This window comes from Tenacibaculum pelagium, from assembly GCF_014062345.1.
In the GTDB taxonomy this organism is placed as follows: domain Bacteria; phylum Bacteroidota; class Bacteroidia; order Flavobacteriales; family Flavobacteriaceae; genus Polaribacter; species Polaribacter pelagius.
The window spans coordinates 694,941-714,129 of sequence record NZ_JACGLS010000001.1 but is presented as its reverse complement, the minus strand read 5'-3'; the positions used below and the strand labels follow the sequence as shown (position 1 = coordinate 714,129).

The following is a 19,189-nucleotide window of genomic DNA, read 5'->3' as shown; positions in this document are numbered from 1 at the left end:
ATACACACAACACACTAAATGAAATATCAACAACGTAAAAAAGCATTAGTTCTATTAGCAGACGGAACTATCTTTTATGGTAAATCTATCGGGATAGAGGGGACATCTACAGGAGAAATTTGTTTCAATACAGGAATGACAGGTTATCAAGAAGTATTTACAGATCCTTCATATTTTGGTCAATTAATGGTAACTACAAATGCACATATTGGTAATTACGGAATCAATAATGAAGAAGTAGAATCTGATGGAATTAAAATATCAGGTTTAATTTGTCGTAACTTTAGCTTTACACATTCTCGTGTAGATTCTGACGGAAACTTATTCGATTGGTTTAAAGAGCACAATCTAGTTGCTATATCAGATGTAGACACTAGAGCATTAGTAGCTTATATACGTGATAACGGAGCTATGAATGCAATTATTTCTACAGAAGTAGATAAGATTGATGAATTAAAGAAGCAATTAGCCCAAACACCAGATATGGTTGGTTTAGAATTAGCCTCTAAAGTTTCTACTAAAGAACCTTACTATGTCGGAGACGAAAATGCACCAATCAAGATATCTGCTTTAGACATTGGAATTAAAAAAAACATTTTAAGAAATTTTGTAAAAAGAGGAGCCTATATAAAAGTATACCCTTATAATGCTAGTTTTGAAGAAATGAGTGATTTTAACCCTGACGGATATTTTATATCTAACGGGCCTGGGGATCCAGAACCATTAGTTGATGCTCAAAATACAGCAAAAGAAATTATTAAAAGAGATTTACCTCTTTTTGGAATCTGTTTAGGACATCAAGTTATTGCATTAGCAAACGGAATTTCAACGTATAAAATGCATAATGGTCACAGAGGAATTAATCATCCAGTAAAAAACTTATTAACTGGTAAAGGTGAAATTACTTCTCAAAACCACGGTTTTGCTATTAATCGTGAAGAAACTGAAGCACATAATGATGTAGAAATTACTCACGTACATTTAAACGATCATACAGTGGCAGGAATTAGAATGAAATCTAAAAATGTATTTTCTGTACAGTATCACCCAGAAGCAAGTCCTGGACCACATGATGCAGAATATTTATTCGATCAGTTTATAGAAAATATTAAAAAAGCTAAAGTAGAAGCGTAAGCATTTTTGTAAATTAGCAAGCATAAAATATATTCCCGTGAGTTAATAGTTCACGGGAATCTACATTAAAATAAAACAACTATGAGTATTATAATTAACATTCACGCACGTCAAATTTTTGATTCAAGAGGTAACCCAACTGTTGAAGTAGATGTAACTACAGATAATGGTGTTATGGGTAGAGCAGCTGTTCCTTCAGGGGCTTCTACTGGAGAGCATGAAGCTGTTGAGCTACGTGACGGAGGTGATAAATATATGGGTAAAGGAGTGTTAAATGCGGTTAAAAACGTAAACACTTTAATAGCTCAAGAATTATTAGGAGTGTCTATTTTTGAGCAAAATATGATCGATCAATTAATGATTGATTTAGACGGAACTCCAAATAAATCTAAGTTAGGAGCCAATGCTATTTTAGGAGTTTCTTTAGCAGTAGCTAAAGCTGCAGCAAATGAATTAGGGTTACCATTATACAGATATGTTGGGGGAGTTTCTGCTAATACTTTACCAGTTCCAATGATGAATATAATCAACGGAGGTTCACATTCTGATGCGCCAATCGCATTTCAGGAGTTTATGGTAATGCCAATAAAAGCAAAGAATTTTACAGAAGCAATGCAAGTAGGTTCTGAGATTTTTCATCATTTAAAGAAAGTTTTACACGATCGTAATTTATCAACTGCAGTTGGTGATGAAGGTGGTTTTGCACCAACTTTAGATGGAACAGAAGATGCGATTGAAACGATTGCTTTAGCTACTAAAAATGCAGGATATAAATTCGGAGATGAAGTTATGATTGCTTTAGATTGTGCTGCTGCAGAATTTTTTGTGGATGGTAAATACGATTACACAAAATTTGAAGGGCCAAATGGTAAAGTTCGTACAAGTAAAGAGCAAGCAGATTATTTAGCAGAATTAGCAGATAAATATCCAATTATTTCTATCGAAGACGGAATGGATGAAAATGATTGGGATGGATGGAAGTATTTAACTGAAATCTGTGGAGATAAAGTTCAGTTAGTAGGAGATGATTTATTTGTAACTAATGTTGAGCGTTTATCAAAAGGTATCGAAAAAGGAATTGCAAATTCTATTTTAATTAAGGTAAATCAAATTGGTACATTAACTGAAACGATTGCAGCTGTAAATATGGCGCATAATGCAGGATTTACTTCTGTAATGAGTCACCGTTCTGGAGAAACTGAAGATAATACAATTGCAGATTTAGCAGTAGCATTAAATACTGGACAAATTAAAACAGGTTCAGCTTCTCGTTCAGATCGTATGGCGAAATACAATCAGTTATTACGTATCGAAGAAGAATTAGATGATGTTGCATTTTATCCGCAAGAAAAAGCGTTTAAAATTAAATAATCACATAAATAAAAGTATTTAAAACCTTGTTAGATATTCTAACAAGGTTTTTTGTTTTTTGAATGATTTTTGAATAAGAGATTTCTATTTTCTAATATCAAAAATCTATCAATGTCAATTTTTAAAATACTGCAAAAAATGGTATCTTCGCATTTCACTTCATTTATAAAAATTTAAGAGATAAAATGGCAGATATAGCAAAACTACAAATTGGCGAAAATACGTATGAGTTCCCTTTAATAGAAGGAACAGAAAATGAGACTGCAATTGATATTAAAACTTTGAGAGGAGCTACTGGAGGAGTTATTACAATCGATCCAGGTTATAAAAATACAGGTTCTTGTCAAAGTGCTATTACATTTTTAAATGGAGAAGAAGGGATTTTACGTTATAGAGGATACTCAATTGAAGATTTAGCCGAAAAAGCGGATTTTTTAGAAGTAGCTTACTTATTAATTTTCGGAGAATTACCTAACAAAGAGCAATTAGAGAAATTTCATAATGATATTCGTGAAAAAGCGATTGTAGATGAAGATATAAAGAAAATCATAGAAGCTTTTCCTAAGAATGCACACCCAATGGGAGTATTATCTTCTTTAACAAGTGCTTTAGTAGCTTTTAATCCATCATCTGTAAATGTTGACTCTGAAGAGGAAATGTATAGAGCTATCGTGAAGATTTTAGGGAAATTTCCAGTATTAGTAGCTTGGGCAATGCGTAAGAAGCAAGGTTTACCTTTAAACTACGGATCTAAAAAATTAGGATATGTAGAGAACGTTATGAAAATGATGTTTGAGCAACCTAATGAAGAATATGAGATTAATCCAATAATCAAGGATGCATTAGATAAATTATTAATCTTACATGCTGATCATGAACAAAACTGTTCTACATCTACAGTAAGAATTGTTGGTTCTTCTCATGCAGGATTATTTGCTTCTCTTTCTGCAGGAATATCTGCTTTATGGGGACCATTACATGGTGGAGCAAACCAAGCAGTATTAGAAATGTTAGAAGCTATTAAAGAAGATGGCGGAGACACAAAGAAATACATGGCGAAAGCTAAAGATAAAAACGATCCTTTCCGTTTAATGGGATTCGGACATCGTGTTTATAAAAACTTCGATCCAAGAGCAAAAATTATTAAAGTTGCTGCTGATGAAGTATTAGCTGATTTAGGAATAGATGATCCAATTTTAGAGATTGCTAAAGGTTTAGAACAAGAAGCTTTAAATGATGAGTATTTCGTAAAACGTAAATTATATCCAAACGTAGATTTCTATTCAGGAATTATTTATCGTGCAATGGGTATTCCTGTTGAAATGTTTACTGTAATGTTTGCATTAGGGCGTTTACCAGGTTGGATTGCTCAGTGGAAAGAAATGCGTTTACGTAAAGAACCAATTGGTCGTCCACGTCAAATTTACACAGGTGAAAACCTTAGAGAGTTTAAAAAAATAAGCAAAAGATAATAACAAAAAATGTCATCTAAAATTTAGGTGACATTTTTATTTAATATAATTGATAATGAAAGAAATTAAACTTATCAAAAACAGATCAGATATTGGAGCAGGAACTCGTGGTTCTGATATGGGAGTTGATGCTATTGAAATAGCAGCAATTAATAAACACAGTAATTATTTCGATTCTTATGAGTTTGAAGATGTAATTACTGAAAACGAATCAATTTATAACAAGAAAAATAATTCGTTTGCCAAAAGAATAGATAGTGTATTTAATCAATGTAAAAGATTAAGTAACCACGTAAAAGTAAATTTACAAGAAGGTAAGTTTCCTATTGTTCTTTCAGGAGATCATTCTTCAGCTTTAGGAACCATAAGTGGAGTTAAAGCTGCCTATCCAACTCAAAGAGTAGGAGTAGTTTGGATTGATGCTCATGGAGATTTACATTCACCATATACTTCTCCATCAGGAAATATTCATGGTATGCCTTTGTCAGCAGCAATTGCTGATGATAATTTAGATTGCCAGATAAATGATGTAGATAGAGAAACTGCAGAGTTGTGGGAGCGAATGAAAAATATAGGTTTACCTGGTCAAAAAGTTTTACCGGAAGATATCGTATTTTTTGGAGTTCGAGACACAGAAGAACCAGAAGATAAGCAGATGGAAAAGCACGGAATTAAAAACTATATGGTAGCAGAAGTACGTTACCGTGGTTTAGAACTTTGTGTAAAAGAAGCATTAGAAAAATTATCTAACTGTGATGTGATTTATATATCGTTTGATGTGGATGCTATGGATTGTGATATGATTTCTTATGGAACTGGAACCCCAGTTGCAAAAGGTTTCGATCAATATGAAATTATTTCAATCATTAATAATTTATTAGCAAGTAATAAAGTTGCTTGTGTAGAGTTTGTTGAAGTAAATCCGTTATTAGATTTAAAAGGAAATAAAATGGCAGAAACAGCTTTTGAAGTGCTTCAAGGAGTAACCAAAGCTGTTGAAAAATTATAAAATAGTAGAATTAATAAATTATAAGAACATCCATAATTTATGGATGTTTTTATGTTTATAGTATAATTTATAAATTAGGTTCATCCAATACATTAAGTAATGATAAGTAGATTACAATATATTTCGCAAGGAAAAACTTCAGAAGAGCATTTAGAAAATATTCAAAGAGCTTGTGCTTCTGGTATTGAATGGGTGCAGCTAAGAATAAAAAAAACGAATCCTAAAACGTTTTTAGAAACTGCTAAAAAAGCAAGAGAAATTACAAATCATTATCAAACAAGATTAATAATTAACGATAATTACAAAATAGTAAAAGAAATAAATGCAGATGGTGTTTATCTTGAGGAATCAAAAGATTCTCCATTAAAAATTAGGAAGCATTTGGGTAAGTTTTACAGTATTGGAGCTATAGCTAATACATTAGAAGATTGTAAAAGTCTTATAGATAAAAATGTTGATTACATAACTCTTGGACCTTTTACGCAAAATGAAAAGGGTTCAAAACAATCTTTAGAAGTTGTAGTTTATCAAGTTTTAATAGAAACATTGCAAACAGCTATACCGATTATTGCATTTGGAGGAGTAACATTAAATAATATTAATGAGCTTATAAATACAGGTATTTATGGAGCTGCTGTTTCAGAAGAAATTACGAGAGATTTTAGTACAATACCAGTTTATCATCAAATATTAAAGGCGCCAAGTACAAATGAGCAACGTTATAGTTTTGATAATAAGTAATCTATTATTTTAAATATTTATACACATCGTAAATGCTAACCAAAGAAGAACAAAAACAATACGACCGTCATTTAATTTTAAATGAAGTAGGAGTAGAGGGGCAGTTAAAATTAAAGCAAGCCAAGGTTTTAGTGATTGGCGCTGGTGGATTAGGTTGTCCCGTTTTACAATATCTTACGGCAGCAGGAGTAGGTACGATTGGTTTGATCGATGATGATGTAGTGAGCCAAAGTAATTTACAGCGTCAAATATTATACACTCAAAATGATATTGACACTCCAAAAGTTTTAGCAGTATCAAAGAGATTAGCTGCATTAAATCCTTTTATACAGTTTAATACATATCATGAAAAATTAACGAAAGAAAATGCTATTGAACTATTTAGTAAATATGATATTATAGTAGATGGTAGTGATAATTTTTCTACTCGTTATTTGGTAAATGATACAGCAGTGTTAACGAATAAAACATTGGTGTATGGAGCAATTTTTAAGTTTGAAGGCCAGGTAAGTGTGTTTAATTATAACGATGGACCTACCTATCGTTGTTTATATCCAACTCCTCCAAAAGCGAACGAAGTACCTAATTGTTCTCAGATAGGTGTTATAGGAGTTTTACCAGGTGTTATAGGTTGTTTACAGGCAAATGAGGTAATTAAAATTATTTGTGGATTAGGTGAAGTTTTATCAGGAAAAATGTTGACTTATAATTTATTAACCATGCAACAAATGGTTTTAAAATTTAAACGAACAGATAAAGCTGATATAAAAGAACTAGAAGAAAATTACGATGTTTTTTGTGGAATTAGATTAATTGAAAATGAAATTACTTTAACTGAATTAAACAAAAATAAAGAAGCCTATAACTTATTAGATGTACGAGAGGATTTGGAGCGAGAACGATATCATATTGGAGGACAACATATACCATTAGGAGAACTATCTCAGCGTTTTAAAGAGGTAGATATAGCAAAAGATATTATTGTGTATTGTAAGTCAGGAATGCGAAGTGCAAAAGCTATTGATTTTTTAAAAGAACAATTTAATGATACAAACTTTATTAACTTGAAAGGAGGAATCTTGTAAGGTTTGGGACTGTTGTAGCTATTACTATTCGTTTCCATTGGAATCAAGAACCTTAGTGTTAATCTTAAATATATCATACACTAATCTCGATTTACTTCGTGTTTTTTTGTCATTTGATATGAAGTAATCACATACGGAAGCTGAAACACAATGTTGTGAATCTTGTGCTCTAGCAAAATCTGATTTCGTTGTATAAATATCTTTCCAGAATCCTATTAAATCCAATAGTTCAAAGGTGGCAACAATTTTTGTTAATATGGTAGCTGACTTTCCCAATTTAATTCTTGTAGCAGTTTCGATAAGTTCAGGTAAACTCATATTCCCAAATTTATCTTTTTTAATTTCGAACTGCTCAATAACTTCTTTAACTGAGTAATTGTTTATTTCTTTTGGGCTAATTCCGAGCGATTCTCTGAAAGCGACTTTTTGCTCTTGAGAAACCGCACTTAATTCCGTTTTTTGAAGAGCTCCCGAAGTTGAATTGTTAGTCCAATATTTTTGTCTTTTAAGTATTTGTTCCGGCTTTACAATTTGCTTTTGTATTAAGTGAGTATTTGGGTCAATATTTATGTAATTGTTAGAAGTTATGTTTGAGATTGTTCGACACCTTCTTTCAATTTTTTGAGTTTTATCTTGTCCATTCATTTCATTGGCTTCAGTAATATGTACAGATGAATAAAATATTTTAGATTGTTGAATTCCAATTTTAGAAACAAGTTCTTCAAGTGAGTAATTTCCATCCTCGATGTCAATTACTATATTGTTATCTAAATAAATATTCATTGTTTGTGTTGAGTGGTTGGATACAATTGACGTTAACTAGTTTTAAAATATAAATCCGTTTTAATGATTTATATTCAACAATAGCTAAGTTATTTATAAATGAATTAAGAATCAAAACAAATTCTTTTTACTTTCGCAGTATGCAACAAACTACCAATACTATTTTAATGGTTCGTCCAGCTAGTTTTAGAATGAACGAACAAACGGCTGTAAATAACTATTATCAGCAAGAATTAACTAATATATTACCGGCTGCTGTTAATGCAAAAGCACAACAAGAATTTGATGATTTTGTTGAGGAGTTAAAAAGCAAAGGTGTAAGCCTAATTGTTGTAAATGATACCGAAAAACCGAATACTCCAGATGCATTGTTTCCGAATAACTGGATTTCTTTTCATGAAAATGGAGATGTAGCTATATATCCGATGTTTGCTGAAAATCGTCGTTTAGAAAAACGCGAGGATTTGTTAGAAGTTATAGAAGCAGAAGGTTTTGAAATAGCGAATGTAATCGATTATTCAGAGGCAGAAGAGGAAGGAGTTTTTTTAGAAGGTACTGGAAGTATGATTTTAGATCGTCAGAATAGAAAAGCTTACTGTGCATTATCACCAAGAGCAGACGAGGAATTGTTTATCGAGTTTTGTGAAGATTTTGAATTTACCCCTGTGATTTTTACAGCGAATCAAACAGTAGATGGAAGTAGAGAAGTTATTTATCACACGAATGTAATGATGTGTATTGCAGAAACTTTTGCAATAGTGTGTTTAAATGCTATAGATGATAAAAAGGAAAAGAAGAACTTACTTAAACACCTAAAATATGATGGTAAAGAAGTGATTTCCATCTCAGAAAAGCAAGTAACTCAATTTGCAGGAAACATGTTGCAAGTTAAAGGAGCTAGTAATAAACATTACTTGGTAATGAGTTCTTCAGCTTATGAATCTTTAACCCAAGAACAAGTAAAAAAAATAGAAAAGCACAACCCGATTATTCACTCGTCTCTTAAAACAATAGAAACTTGTGGAGGTGGAAGTGCTCGTTGCATGATGGCTGAGGTATTTTTACCTAAGCAATAGTTATAGCTGGTTTGTAATTTTTATAATATTGCATTAAAATAAAAGAACAAATTACTGAAGAAGCAATTCCTTCAATAGCAAAAGCAAAAATTACCAATCCTAAGCTTAAATTTTGTCCCCAAAAAGAAGAATCTTCTAGTACAGTCATAAATCCAGGATTTATAAAATCTACATAGATAATTAATCCTATAATAGTAAGAGCTACTGCTGCTATAGATGTTGCAGCTCCTATAGAAAAATTGGTAAAATATTGAGATTCTTGATTTCGATCCATATTTGTTTTTATAGCTCGATTTATACCCCAAAGTACAAAAGCAAAGTTTAAAAAACGAAGCTCAGAAACATTTTCTAAGCCTAAAATTTTCATTAAAAAAAAGAAAGCGACAATCCCTCCAAAGATTAACAAAGCATTGTTGACGATTATTTTTGTACTAGTCATAATTCGTGTTTTAAATTATAAGAATGTTTAAAAATACGAAATAACTGTTTGAAAATCAATACTTAGTATGGTTTTAACGTATGGCTTCTTTTAGAATAGTTATAGGGTGTTTAGCAATTCGCTTAGTTCCGTCATAAATTTGATGACGACAACTTGTTCCTGCAGCTACAATTTCTGTAGTTTCTGAACAGTTTCTAACTTTTGGAAACAAGGTGTCTTCACCAACTTGCATACTTACTTTATAATGTTCTTTTTCATATCCAAATGAACCAGCCATACCACAACAACCTGTGTTCATAATGGTAACTTTATAGTTATTAGGAATATTTAAAATAGAAAAAGAAGCATAGGTGCTAGACAATGCTTTTTGATGGCAGTGCCCATGAATTTTTAACTCTTTGTTTTCAGATGTAAATAACGAAGTGTCTATATTTCCTTTTTTATGTTCAGAGGCTAAGAATTCTTCTATGGTAAAGGTGTTTTTAGAAATATTTTCAGCACTCTTTTTATCATCTGCTAAACGAATATATTCATCTCTAAAAGTTAAGATAGCAGAAGGTTCAATTCCAACTAAAGGAGTTTGACCTGAAATTAAAGTTTTAAATGTAGCTACGTTTTTATTGGCAATTTCTTTGGCTTCTTTTAAAAACCCTTTAGAAATATAACTGCGTCCACTTTCTTCATGAGTCAACGTTTTCACTTCATACCCTAACTTTTCTAATACAATTACAGCATCTTTTCCAATTTCAGCATCATAATAATTGGTAAACTCATCGTTAAAAAGATAAACGGTCTTATTGCTAGCTTTTGTTTGATAATTTTTTAGCCAAGTTTCTAAAGGTTGTTTTGCTAACTTAGGAACTGTACGTTCGGTAGCAACACCCATTACTTTTTTAGCAATGATGGTATTGGTAAAGAAATTGATTAGGGTAGGGAATTTGCTTCCTAACTTATTATACTTTGCATTATTTGCAAATAATTTACTTCTAAAAGAATATCCGTTTGTTTCTTGATATTGATATAAGAATTCTGCTTTCATTGAAGCGATATCAACATTACTTGGACATTCTGTAGCACAGGCTTTACAACTTAAACAAAGGTCTAAGACCTTTTTTAGTTCCTTAGAATCGAACTTATTTTTTGCAGTGTTGTTGGTTAAAACTTCACGTAGTATATTTGCTCTTGCACGGGTGGTCTCAGACTCATTCTTTGTAGCTCTATAACTAGGACATAAAGTACCACTAGCTTCTGGGGATTTTCTACAATCACCAGAACCATTACATTTTTCAGCAAGTTTTAAAATACCTTCACTATCTGAAAAATCTTGAATGGTTTCTATTTCAGGCTCTTTTCTATCAATTTCATATCGTAAACTTTGATCCATTGGGAAAGCGTCTGTAATCTTTCCTTTATTAAATACATTATTAGGATCAAATGCTTTTTTAATTCGTCTTAGTAATTGATAATTTTTATCACCAATCATTAATGGAATAAACTCAGCGCGCACAATTCCGTCACCATGTTCACCGCTAAAAGATCCTTGATACTTTTTTACCAACTCAGCAGTCTCCGTAGTAATTTTTCTAAAGAGTACTACATCTTCTTGTTTCTTTAGATTTAAGATAGGGCGTAAGTGTAACTCTCCCGCACCAGCATGTGCATAATAAACAGCATCTTGCTGGTATTTATCCATTATTTGGGTGAATTCTTCAATATATTCTGGTAAATCTTCTAAGGCAACAGCGGTATCTTCAATACAAGCTACAGCTTTCATATCACCTACAATATTTCCTAATAAACCTAATCCAGCTTTTCTCAAATAATGTACTTTAGCAATGTCTTGTCCGTATACTTTAGGATAATGATATCCGAAGTTATTTGCTTTTAAATCTTCAATAAGTTTATCAGCTAAAATTTCGGCTTCTTCAATAGTTTCAGAAGAAACTTCTAACATTAAAACAGCTTCTGGATCTCCTTGTAAGAAAAAACGATTTTTGGCTTGTTCACGGTTATTTTTAGTACAGTCTAAAATTACTTTATCCATCAACTCACAAGCATATAACTTATGGTTCATGGCAGTAACAGTAGCTTTTAAACTTTCGTTTACACTAGTAAAATGCGGACAAACCATAATACTTTGCGTAGGAGGCAAGTCGTCTAATTGAATCGTAATAGCTGTTGAGAAAACTAAAGTACCTTCACTTCCTGATAAGAATTTAGCCGGGTTTATTCTTTCCTCGGTTCCTCCAAATAAATCAGAAATCAAGAACTCATCTACGGCATATCCTGTATTTCTTCTATGAATACTTTCTTTAGGGAACTCTTTTTTTATTTCATCTTGATTTTCTTTTGAGCTTAATTCAAAGAAAATAGACTTGTATATTTTTCCTTCAAGATTATCTTGTAAAGATTTTGTTCTAAATTCTTGAGAAGAGATTTCTTCAAAAGTAACCTCAGAACCATCACTTAATAAACCGTCAATAGTTAATACTTTATCACGTGTAACACCATATCGTATAGAGGTGCTACCAGAAGAATTATTTCCAACCATTCCTCCAATCATACATCGGTTAGATGTTGAGGTATTAGGACCAAAAAACAAACCAAATGGTTTTAAAAAACGATTTAAATCGTCTCTAATGATTCCTGGTTCAACAGTAATTGTTTTGGCTTGTTCGTCAAATGCTAAAACATTGGTAAAGTGTTTAGAAACGTCTACTACGATTCCGTCTCCAACACATTGTCCAGCCAATGAAGTTCCTGCTGTACGTGGAATTAAAGTCGTTTGATGTTTTGTGGCAAATTCAATTAATTGCTGAATATCCTTTTTGTTTTTTGGATAGGCAACAGCTAAAGGAATCTTACGATATACCGAAGCATCGGTAGCATATATGTTTTTATGTAAATCGTCAAAGAATAATTCGCCAGTTAACGATTTTTCTAAGCTTTGTAATTGTACTTTCTGTATCATGGTTTTCACCTTATGATGTTGTTAGTTGTTTGTTAAGGTAAAAATAGTGTTCATGTTCAGTAATGGTATATGAATCTATTTTTAATTCCTTTGAAAAATAAGGAGCATTTAATACCATCGTATGGTACTCTCCATTTTCACCACAAATATCAATATTTAATTTCTTTAATTCTTCAATAATTGTTGAATCTATTACTTTTCTTACCCAGTTTTGATCAAAAAAAGGTTTTTTAACTAGTGAAAAGATAATCTTGAAATTTTCATTTATTAATTGATGAAGCAATTCGTTTCTATCTTTTTTCCAGAGCGGATTATAAACCAACATTTCCGATTTTTGACAACATTTTTCAATCCAATTATCATGGTTTTGAACTTCATCAATATCACCAGTAATTAAAGTATCAATTTTATATTGCTTTTTTAAGGTAGCTATGTTGTTTTCATAACTCTCTTGCATAGGAGCTTTTACTGTTAACAGTAAATGAGGTAACCCAATAGCTGCTACTTGTTGCTGAATTAACGATAAGTTATGTGCTTTAAAATCTGGGTTTTCAGGAGTAAACGTTACTAGATGTGTGATGTTATATCCTTTTTTTTGAGCTTTGAAAAGAGCCAAAGCGCAATCTTTTCCTCCAGTCCATAAAACTGCTGCCGTTGTACTCATAATTATTAACCTATAGGAACGTTACGTTTAAAACCTGTATCAAAACAAATAAAAGTATCTGTTCCGGCTACTCCATTTATCAAATGAACTTTATCGTAGAGTATCTTTCGAAGATGTTCGTTATCTCTTGCATATATTAAAATGAATATTGCATAGTTACCAGAAACAAAATTGCACTCTACAATTTCATCAATTTTTTCTAATTCTTTTATAACATCTTTTGCAAAACGGGCTTCACGCAAACGAATTCCTGTATAGGATTTGGTTTTATAGCCTAATTTCTTTTCGTCTAAAATGAATTCAGCATTTTGAATAACGCCTTCAGTGTTTAACTTTTTAATACGTTGGTGAATTAAAGAGTTTGATACTTTTAGCTCCTCTGCTATTTGCGAATAAGCTTTACGAGCATCTTTTCGAAGCTTGAGAAGTATTTGTTGGTCTATATAATCAAATTGATCTTTCAAAATAATAATTTTGTGTTGCTAGAATACACTCAATGTAAGCTAGAAGATATAGAATCTCTTTAATGCAAAAAAGTGTAGCCGAAAATGTAAATATACGACTACACAGTTTTAAAATTTAGATATTATATAATTAAGCATTTATTTCGGCTAAACATTTTACGATGCTTTCATCCTGCATATCTTCATACCATTTGGTCAATTTATATACAGGTTCACCTAAATCATTTTCAAATAACTCTTGATTTGATGTACCCTGATATTCACGTTTTGCATCATCTGTACCTAAGTTTGAAGCAAAAATTCCTGCAGCACTTACAGGTAAAAAGTCCTCATAAACCATTGGTTCTATTGTTAAATAATCATTTTCTAATAATTGGTTTATATCTACTTTAGTATACTTTTTATCTTTAGCAATTTTTTTCGCTTTATCGGTAGTGAAGTAATGGAAATACGCCAATTCTTCCGATTGTAACTCGCTATAGTTATCAGGAAACACTTTAAAGTTTTCTGCTAATAATTGGTTGTATTCAGCTGCGTTTTCTGCGGTTGGTGATCCGCCAATAGCTTTACGAGTTTTATTTAGCAATTCATGATATAAATCAAGTCCTTTTTGAGTTAAGGCAGCACCACGTTGTTCAATTTCACCAAAACGAGCTTTGTGTTCTCCCATTTCTTCATTTTGAACATTGTTTTTAAAGGTAACCTTTTCAGTTAATGCTTTAAAACTTGTTTGACGTAATAAAATTGGGCATTTTCTTGCTGGTGGCCCTTCAATATTGTCTTTTGGTGGAATATTACGAGCTTCCATGCTTATTTGCACTTTGTCAATGTCTAAAGTTCTAGGAGTTAGGTGATTGATATGAGGTCCTTTAAACGCAACTACATCGGCAATTAATCTATGTTGATTTAATAAGGCTTCATACATTTCGTAATCTACCGTAGCAGTATCATGCCAACGAAAAGTTTCTAATGCTTCTTGAACAAAAGTTTCAGCATCTTCTTTAGTTAAACCACCTTCTTTTTCAGATTGATCAATTAATTGTAGCGCCTTTTCTGTAAATATTTGACGGTTTTCTAAAATAGTTTCAACATTGTTACGAAGTTGTTCATTGTCGATTAAATCAACACGTAATAGAGATGTGAAAACTCTAAATGGAGCTTGGTTAAGAGCGGTGCTCTCAATAGCTCTAAATGCTGTTGCATGCACTGGAACACCAGCTGTTGCTAAATCATAGTATCCAACTGAGTACATTCCCATAACTTTAAATAGACGTCTCATTGTAAATAACTCATATGGTTTACCTAAGCGAATTGCTCCATGTCGTTCCATATTTAAACGAGTTTTTTCTCCAGTACGATCTAAATGTTCTTTAAGCTCTTTAGATTCTGAAAGAACATCTTTATTAATGTCATGTACCAAGTCAAGTAGTTCACCGTAAAGAGGTACTTCTTCCTTGTACATGTTAGACATAATCTTAGAAAAGCGATTACGAATATATTCTGGAGACACAAATTCTTCAGTTGTATTGTTAAAACTTCCTTGTATATTTTTTGATGACATAACTTGTTAAATTTCACTGCAAAGTAAATGAATTTAGTTTTTTTTAACCTTAATAAAAGTGAAATTTGTTATAATTTAATTTGTTTTGAGTTTATTTAATTTTAAAGTAGTCTTTTAAAAGTCAAAAACACAATTTTCACCTCAAAAGAGATTTTAAAAAACCAATTTGACTTTGTTATAAAAAAGGCTAATCGATATTAATAGAAAGTATTTTGTATTTAAATGATATTTAAAAAGAAAGGATGCTTAATAAGCATCCTTTCTTTTATCTATTAATATTGTTATTCTTTTTGCGTTTAATGTTTCTACTTGCTTTGTTTTGAGCTTTTTGTAAACGTACTTTTTCTTTTTGAGTTACAACTCCATCTCTATTAGCTTTTCTTTCCATTTTACGGATGTTAGCTTGTTGTTGAGCCAGTTGTTTAGTTTCTCTAGCAGTTAACTCACCACTCTTTACGCCTTTAACAATCCTTGTTTTCTGGTTTTTCTGCCTTTTATCTACTTTAGGAGTACTTTGACTAAAAGCAATTCCGCTAAAGGCAAAACTTACAGCTACAAATAAAATTTTTACTTTCATAATACATCAATTTTAAGTTACATATATATAGACCTTAAAAATTGAAAAAAGTTTAAAAAAATAATTTATTTACAACACAATATCATTCTCCCACTCGTATGGTGCTGGTATATCAGTATCGTCAATTAATTGACGAATATCTATTTCTATTCCACGACTCATATTAGTAATAGGCACATCGTTTGGACCACCTTCGAATGGATTTTCTGAATTCTCTCCAATTGCTTCCATTGTGTTAAAAACCCAAGAAAGAATTACACTAAAAGGAATAGAAAACCAAACAAAATTATCTGCAATAAATCCTTGAATTCTGTGTCCCCAATCTGTTCTAGATTGATGATTAGATAATTCTTCAATAATATGCTCTCCAATACTTTCAAAGCCTTGCATAATTCCGTAAGGCAATAAAATAATAAACAACCATACAAAGTAAAAATTCATAGTTGCATACTGACGTGGATATGGGAAGTTTTTTATACGTTCACTTTTTCCTTGTAGCGTATAAAATTCAACTAACATATTTTCCATTTCCATATGACGGAAATCGTCTATATAACCACCTTCTTTTAATTCACGCAATCTGCGAGATTGAATCCCTAAAATTTGAGAAGCTTGATTTCCTTTAGCAAATAGCTCGTCATACTCTTCATCAGAAATATAATTCTTTATAAAGCCTTCAATAGGAATTTCATCTTCATGAACTAGAAACTGTTTTCTAAACTCTATATTAGATTTGTCTTTTTTTAAATGCATTTCCCAAGGTTTATCTTTACGTAACTGATAGCGTAAAGCGGTTAACCAAGCAACATGTCTATGTACTAATTCTTGATGTACTTTAAATAATTCTTCTTTAGAAAGTTTATTTTCAGCATGATCATTATTGATGAAATCCTTGACCATTATGGTCCAAGAGCGAGAAGAGTTTACGATACCTCCCCAAATTTTACGAGCTTCCCAAAGTCTATCATAAGAAGCATTGTTTTTAAAACTGACTAAAAATGAAATAGCAGTACCTAAAACTCCTAAAGGAAGCCAAGGTACATGCAACCATTTTAAACCAACAATTTCAAATAAAAATACAGGAATGGTCGCCAGAATAACAAATAAGTAAATGTTTCTACGAGTCCAGCGTAACATTCCTTTAAGCGGAAAGGTTCTTTTAATGTACATACGTTAATATTATGTTATAGTCTCAAAAATAGAAAAAAGGATTCAATATATTTGTTTGACTATCAAACGAATATTTAAATGAAGAAACTAACAGTATTATTTCTTTTACTGAGTGTATCAGTATTTGCACAGCAAAAAATAGATTTATCGTATTATTTACCAATAGATGTATCATATAATAAAAACATTCCTACACCAAAATCGGTTATAGGTCATGAAGTAGGAGAGTGGCATATAACTCACGATAAGTTGGTTGAATATATGAAAGCTTTAGCGAAAGCATCTGATAGAATTACTATTGAAGATAGAGGGAAAACCTATGAAGGAAGACCTTTGTTGTTATTGACAATTACCTCACCAGAGAATCAACAGCAAATTGAAGAAATAAGAAAAAATCACATAAAAGCGACTGATGATAATTCTGTTGATGTTTCTAATCAACCTATAGTTGTGTACCAAGGATTTTCTATTCACGGTAACGAAGCAAGTGGATCTAATGCTGCATTAGCTGCTGCCTACTATTTAGCTGCAGCTGAAGGTTCTAAAATAGATGAGTTATTAAAAAATACCGTTATTTTATTTGATCCATCATTAAATCCTGATGGATTGCAGCGTTTTGCTTATTGGGCAAATACAAACAAAGCAAACAATATTAATCCAGATCCGAATGATAGAGAGTATCATGAGGTTTGGCCAGGGGGAAGAACGAACCATTATTGGTTTGATATGAATCGCGATTGGTTACCAGTTCAGTTGCCAGAAAGTAAAGCAAGAATTGTATCGTTTCATAAATGGTTGCCAAATATTTTAACCGATCATCATGAAATGGGAACAAATTCCACTTTCTTTTTTCAACCAGGAATTCCTAGTAGAACAAACCCGTTAACTCCACAAATGAATCAGGATTTAACTAAAGAAATTGCAACCTATCACGCAAAAGCTTTTGATAAATTAGGTTCAACCTATTATTCAGAAGAAAGTTTTGATGATTTTTATTATGGGAAAGGATCAACCTTTCCTGACATTAATGGGAGTATTGGTATTTTGTTTGAACAAGGTAGTTCTCGTGGGCATGCTCAAGAAAGTGAAAATGGTGTATTGACCTTTCCGTTTACTATTCGCAATCAGTTTACAGCAACTTTATCAACCTTAGAAGCTGCAAAAAATATGCGAACTAAAATCTTGAAATACCAACAAGATTTTTATAAGAATTCAAGGAACTCAGGAGAAAACAGAGCTATTGTTTTTGGAGATGAAAAAGATGCTGCAAAAACGAATCATTTAGCTGAGGTTTTAAAAAGACATCAAATAAAAGTCCACGAATTAAAAGCTGATTTTTCATCGAACGGAAAGAAATTCAAAAAAGGATACAGCTATGTAGTGCCAATGAATCAGAAAAACCAACGTTTGGTAAAAGCGATGTTTGATGTACGAACAAGGTTTAAAGATAGCTTGTTTTACGATGTGTCTGCTTGGACATTTAATCACGCATTTGGTGTTGATTATGTTGATAATATTTCGTTATCAAAAGCAGGAAAAGAAGTTGTTGAGTTAAAACAGAAAGAAGGAAGTATTGAGAATAAAAGTTCGGTAGGATATTTATTTACTTGGAATGAATACAATACACCAAAAGCATTGAATTCAATTTTAGAAAAAGGATTGCGAGCAAAAGTTTCGATGAAACAATTTAAAAATGATGGAAACTCATATGATTATGGAACTATTTTTATTCCAGTTCAAAATCAAAAATTAAATGAAACGAAATTATTTCAGTTTATAGAAAAAGTTGCTAAAGAAAACTATATTGATATTAAAGGTGTTTCAACAGGTTTAAATGAAGGAATTGATTTGGGTAGTAGGAACTTTAGAGCAGTTAAAAAGCCTAAAGTAGCAATGTTGGTTGGGCGTGGAATTGCAAGTTACGATGCAGGCGAAGTGTGGCACTTGTTAGATCAGCGTTTTGATATGAGAATTACAAAGCTTGACATGTCGTATGTTTCTAGAGTTAATTTAGATAAATACACAACGATTATTGTTCCGAACAGTAATTCAATGGATAAGAATTTAGAAGCTAAGTTAAAATCGTGGGTGCGTAAAGGAGGAGTTTTAATTGGGTATAGAAATGCGGTAAATTGGTTGTCTAACAAAAAGTTTATCAATGTAAAGTTTAACAAAACGAAGATTGATACTGTAGAAAATGTGTCGTTTGAAAATCGTTCATTACAATCTGGAGCACAGGTGATTGGAGGATCAATTTTTGAAGCTAAAAATAGATCGTTCTCACCCAATTAATTTTGGATATAAGAACGATAAAATAGCCTTGTTTAGAAATACACGTCAATTTATTCAACCAAATAAAAAGAGTTATAATAATCCGATTCAATACACTAATAATCCGTTGTTAAGTGGTTATATATCAAAAGAAAATTTAAAAGAGTTGAAAAATACAGTGCCGTTTGTGGCGCAACGATTAGGTTCTGGTAGAGTTATTGTTTTTACAGATAATACAAACTTTAGAGCTTTTTGGTATGGAACGAATAAGTTATTAATGAATGCTATTTTCTTTGGAAAGTTGATGTAAGACATATATAATTAATAAAAAAAACACTAAAACCCCGCTATTAGCGGGGTTTTAGTGTAACAAAAAGTAAAGTTATGCGTCTTTATAATAC

At 31.6% G+C, this 19,189-nt stretch carries 15 protein-coding genes and 1 pseudogene; 8 read left to right on the top strand and 8 right to left on the bottom strand.

Translation table 11 applies throughout. From position 1 onward, the window contains the following. Positions 1-18 precede the first annotated feature (18 nt). From carA to moeB, 6 genes are all read left to right on the top strand, one after another. A complete protein-coding gene (gene carA, locus H3Z83_RS03360) occupies positions 19-1,134 on the top strand; it encodes a glutamine-hydrolyzing carbamoyl-phosphate synthase small subunit (protein WP_182124055.1) in 1,116 nt (371 codons plus the stop codon). A gap of 81 nt (positions 1,135-1,215) precedes the next feature. Continuing rightward, complete coding sequence (eno, locus tag H3Z83_RS03355) at positions 1,216-2,505, top strand: phosphopyruvate hydratase (protein WP_182124054.1); 1,290 nt, start codon at positions 1,216-1,218, stop codon at positions 2,503-2,505. A gap of 185 nt (positions 2,506-2,690) precedes the next feature. Then, entirely contained in the window at positions 2,691-3,977 is a 1,287-nt protein-coding gene (locus H3Z83_RS03350) for a citrate synthase (RefSeq protein ID WP_182124053.1), read from the top strand. Positions 3,978-4,032: 55 nt separating this feature from the next. Further along, positions 4,033-4,986, top strand: a complete 954-nt coding sequence (locus H3Z83_RS03345) for an arginase (protein WP_220455439.1) — start codon at positions 4,033-4,035, stop codon at positions 4,984-4,986. A 99-nt stretch (positions 4,987-5,085) separates the two neighbouring features. Beyond that, complete coding sequence (locus H3Z83_RS03340) at positions 5,086-5,727, top strand: thiamine phosphate synthase (protein ID WP_182124052.1); 642 nt, start codon at positions 5,086-5,088, stop codon at positions 5,725-5,727. Between the two features lie 32 nt (positions 5,728-5,759). Further along, positions 5,760-6,812, top strand: coding sequence for a HesA/MoeB/ThiF family protein (gene moeB, locus H3Z83_RS03335; protein ID WP_182124051.1), 1,053 nt, complete (start codon positions 5,760-5,762; stop codon positions 6,810-6,812). 24 nt (positions 6,813-6,836) lie between these two features. Here the strand turns inward: moeB and H3Z83_RS03330 are convergent, their stop codons facing one another. Then, positions 6,837-7,595, bottom strand: coding sequence for a hypothetical protein (locus H3Z83_RS03330; RefSeq protein ID WP_182124050.1), 759 nt, complete (start codon positions 7,593-7,595; stop codon positions 6,837-6,839). A 140-nt stretch (positions 7,596-7,735) separates the two neighbouring features. Between H3Z83_RS03330 and ctlX the strand changes: the two genes are divergently transcribed. After that, on the top strand, positions 7,736-8,671 hold the full coding sequence (ctlX, locus tag H3Z83_RS03325; RefSeq protein ID WP_182124049.1) for a citrulline utilization hydrolase CtlX: 936 nt from the start codon (positions 7,736-7,738) through the stop codon (positions 8,669-8,671). Here the strand turns inward: ctlX and H3Z83_RS03320 are convergent. The 7 genes from H3Z83_RS03320 to H3Z83_RS03290 form a co-directional block, all read right to left on the bottom strand. Further along, positions 8,661-9,110 (bottom strand): hypothetical protein, encoded by a 450-nt coding sequence (locus H3Z83_RS03320; protein WP_182124048.1) that lies wholly within the window; start codon positions 9,108-9,110, stop codon positions 8,661-8,663. The genes ctlX and H3Z83_RS03320 overlap by 11 nt on opposite strands. A gap of 73 nt (positions 9,111-9,183) precedes the next feature. Next, a complete protein-coding gene (locus H3Z83_RS03315) occupies positions 9,184-12,081 on the bottom strand; it encodes an FAD-binding and (Fe-S)-binding domain-containing protein (protein ID WP_182124047.1) in 2,898 nt (965 codons plus the stop codon). Between the two features lie 10 nt (positions 12,082-12,091). Next, positions 12,092-12,745 (bottom strand): Dph6-related ATP pyrophosphatase, encoded by a 654-nt coding sequence (locus H3Z83_RS03310; protein ID WP_182124046.1) that lies wholly within the window; start codon positions 12,743-12,745, stop codon positions 12,092-12,094. Between the two features lie 5 nt (positions 12,746-12,750). Beyond that, positions 12,751-13,209, bottom strand: coding sequence for an Lrp/AsnC ligand binding domain-containing protein (locus tag H3Z83_RS03305; protein WP_220455438.1), 459 nt, complete (start codon positions 13,207-13,209; stop codon positions 12,751-12,753). Positions 13,210-13,339: 130 nt separating this feature from the next. Next, positions 13,340-14,770: a 2-oxoadipate dioxygenase/decarboxylase HglS gene (hglS, locus tag H3Z83_RS03300; protein ID WP_182124045.1), complete on the bottom strand. Its 1,431-nt coding sequence runs from the start codon at positions 14,768-14,770 to the stop codon at positions 13,340-13,342. A 265-nt stretch (positions 14,771-15,035) separates the two neighbouring features. Then, positions 15,036-15,347, bottom strand: a complete 312-nt coding sequence (locus H3Z83_RS03295; RefSeq protein ID WP_182124044.1) for a hypothetical protein — start codon at positions 15,345-15,347, stop codon at positions 15,036-15,038. Between the two features lie 69 nt (positions 15,348-15,416). Next, the gene (locus H3Z83_RS03290; protein ID WP_182124043.1) at positions 15,417-16,517 is read right to left on the bottom strand and encodes a bestrophin family protein; all 1,101 of its coding nucleotides are present in this window, start codon (positions 16,515-16,517) and stop codon (positions 15,417-15,419) included. Between the two features lie 78 nt (positions 16,518-16,595). Between H3Z83_RS03290 and H3Z83_RS03285 the strand changes: the two are divergent. Then, positions 16,596-19,098, top strand: a pseudogene (locus H3Z83_RS03285) (M14 family metallopeptidase). The last annotated feature ends 91 nt before the right edge of the window (positions 19,099-19,189 follow it).

Coding starts and splice junctions, on each gene's coding strand:
- carA (WP_182124055.1), top strand. CDS start 19: ATGAAATATCAACAACGTAAAAAAGCATTAGTTCTATTAGCAGACGGA.
- eno (WP_182124054.1), top strand. CDS start 1,216: ATGAGTATTATAATTAACATTCACGCACGTCAAATTTTTGATTCAAGA.
- H3Z83_RS03350 (WP_182124053.1), top strand. CDS start 2,691: ATGGCAGATATAGCAAAACTACAAATTGGCGAAAATACGTATGAGTTC.
- H3Z83_RS03345 (WP_220455439.1), top strand. CDS start 4,033: ATGAAAGAAATTAAACTTATCAAAAACAGATCAGATATTGGAGCAGGA.
- H3Z83_RS03340 (WP_182124052.1), top strand. CDS start 5,086: ATGATAAGTAGATTACAATATATTTCGCAAGGAAAAACTTCAGAAGAG.
- moeB (WP_182124051.1), top strand. CDS start 5,760: ATGCTAACCAAAGAAGAACAAAAACAATACGACCGTCATTTAATTTTA.
- H3Z83_RS03330 (WP_182124050.1), bottom strand. CDS start 7,595: ATGAATATTTATTTAGATAACAATATAGTAATTGACATCGAGGATGGA.
- ctlX (WP_182124049.1), top strand. CDS start 7,736: ATGCAACAAACTACCAATACTATTTTAATGGTTCGTCCAGCTAGTTTT.
- H3Z83_RS03320 (WP_182124048.1), bottom strand. CDS start 9,110: ATGACTAGTACAAAAATAATCGTCAACAATGCTTTGTTAATCTTTGGA.
- H3Z83_RS03315 (WP_182124047.1), bottom strand. CDS start 12,081: ATGATACAGAAAGTACAATTACAAAGCTTAGAAAAATCGTTAACTGGC.
- H3Z83_RS03310 (WP_182124046.1), bottom strand. CDS start 12,745: ATGAGTACAACGGCAGCAGTTTTATGGACTGGAGGAAAAGATTGCGCT.
- hglS (WP_182124045.1), bottom strand. CDS start 14,770: ATGTCATCAAAAAATATACAAGGAAGTTTTAACAATACAACTGAAGAA.
- H3Z83_RS03295 (WP_182124044.1), bottom strand. CDS start 15,347: ATGAAAGTAAAAATTTTATTTGTAGCTGTAAGTTTTGCCTTTAGCGGA.
- H3Z83_RS03290 (WP_182124043.1), bottom strand. CDS start 16,517: ATGTACATTAAAAGAACCTTTCCGCTTAAAGGAATGTTACGCTGGACT.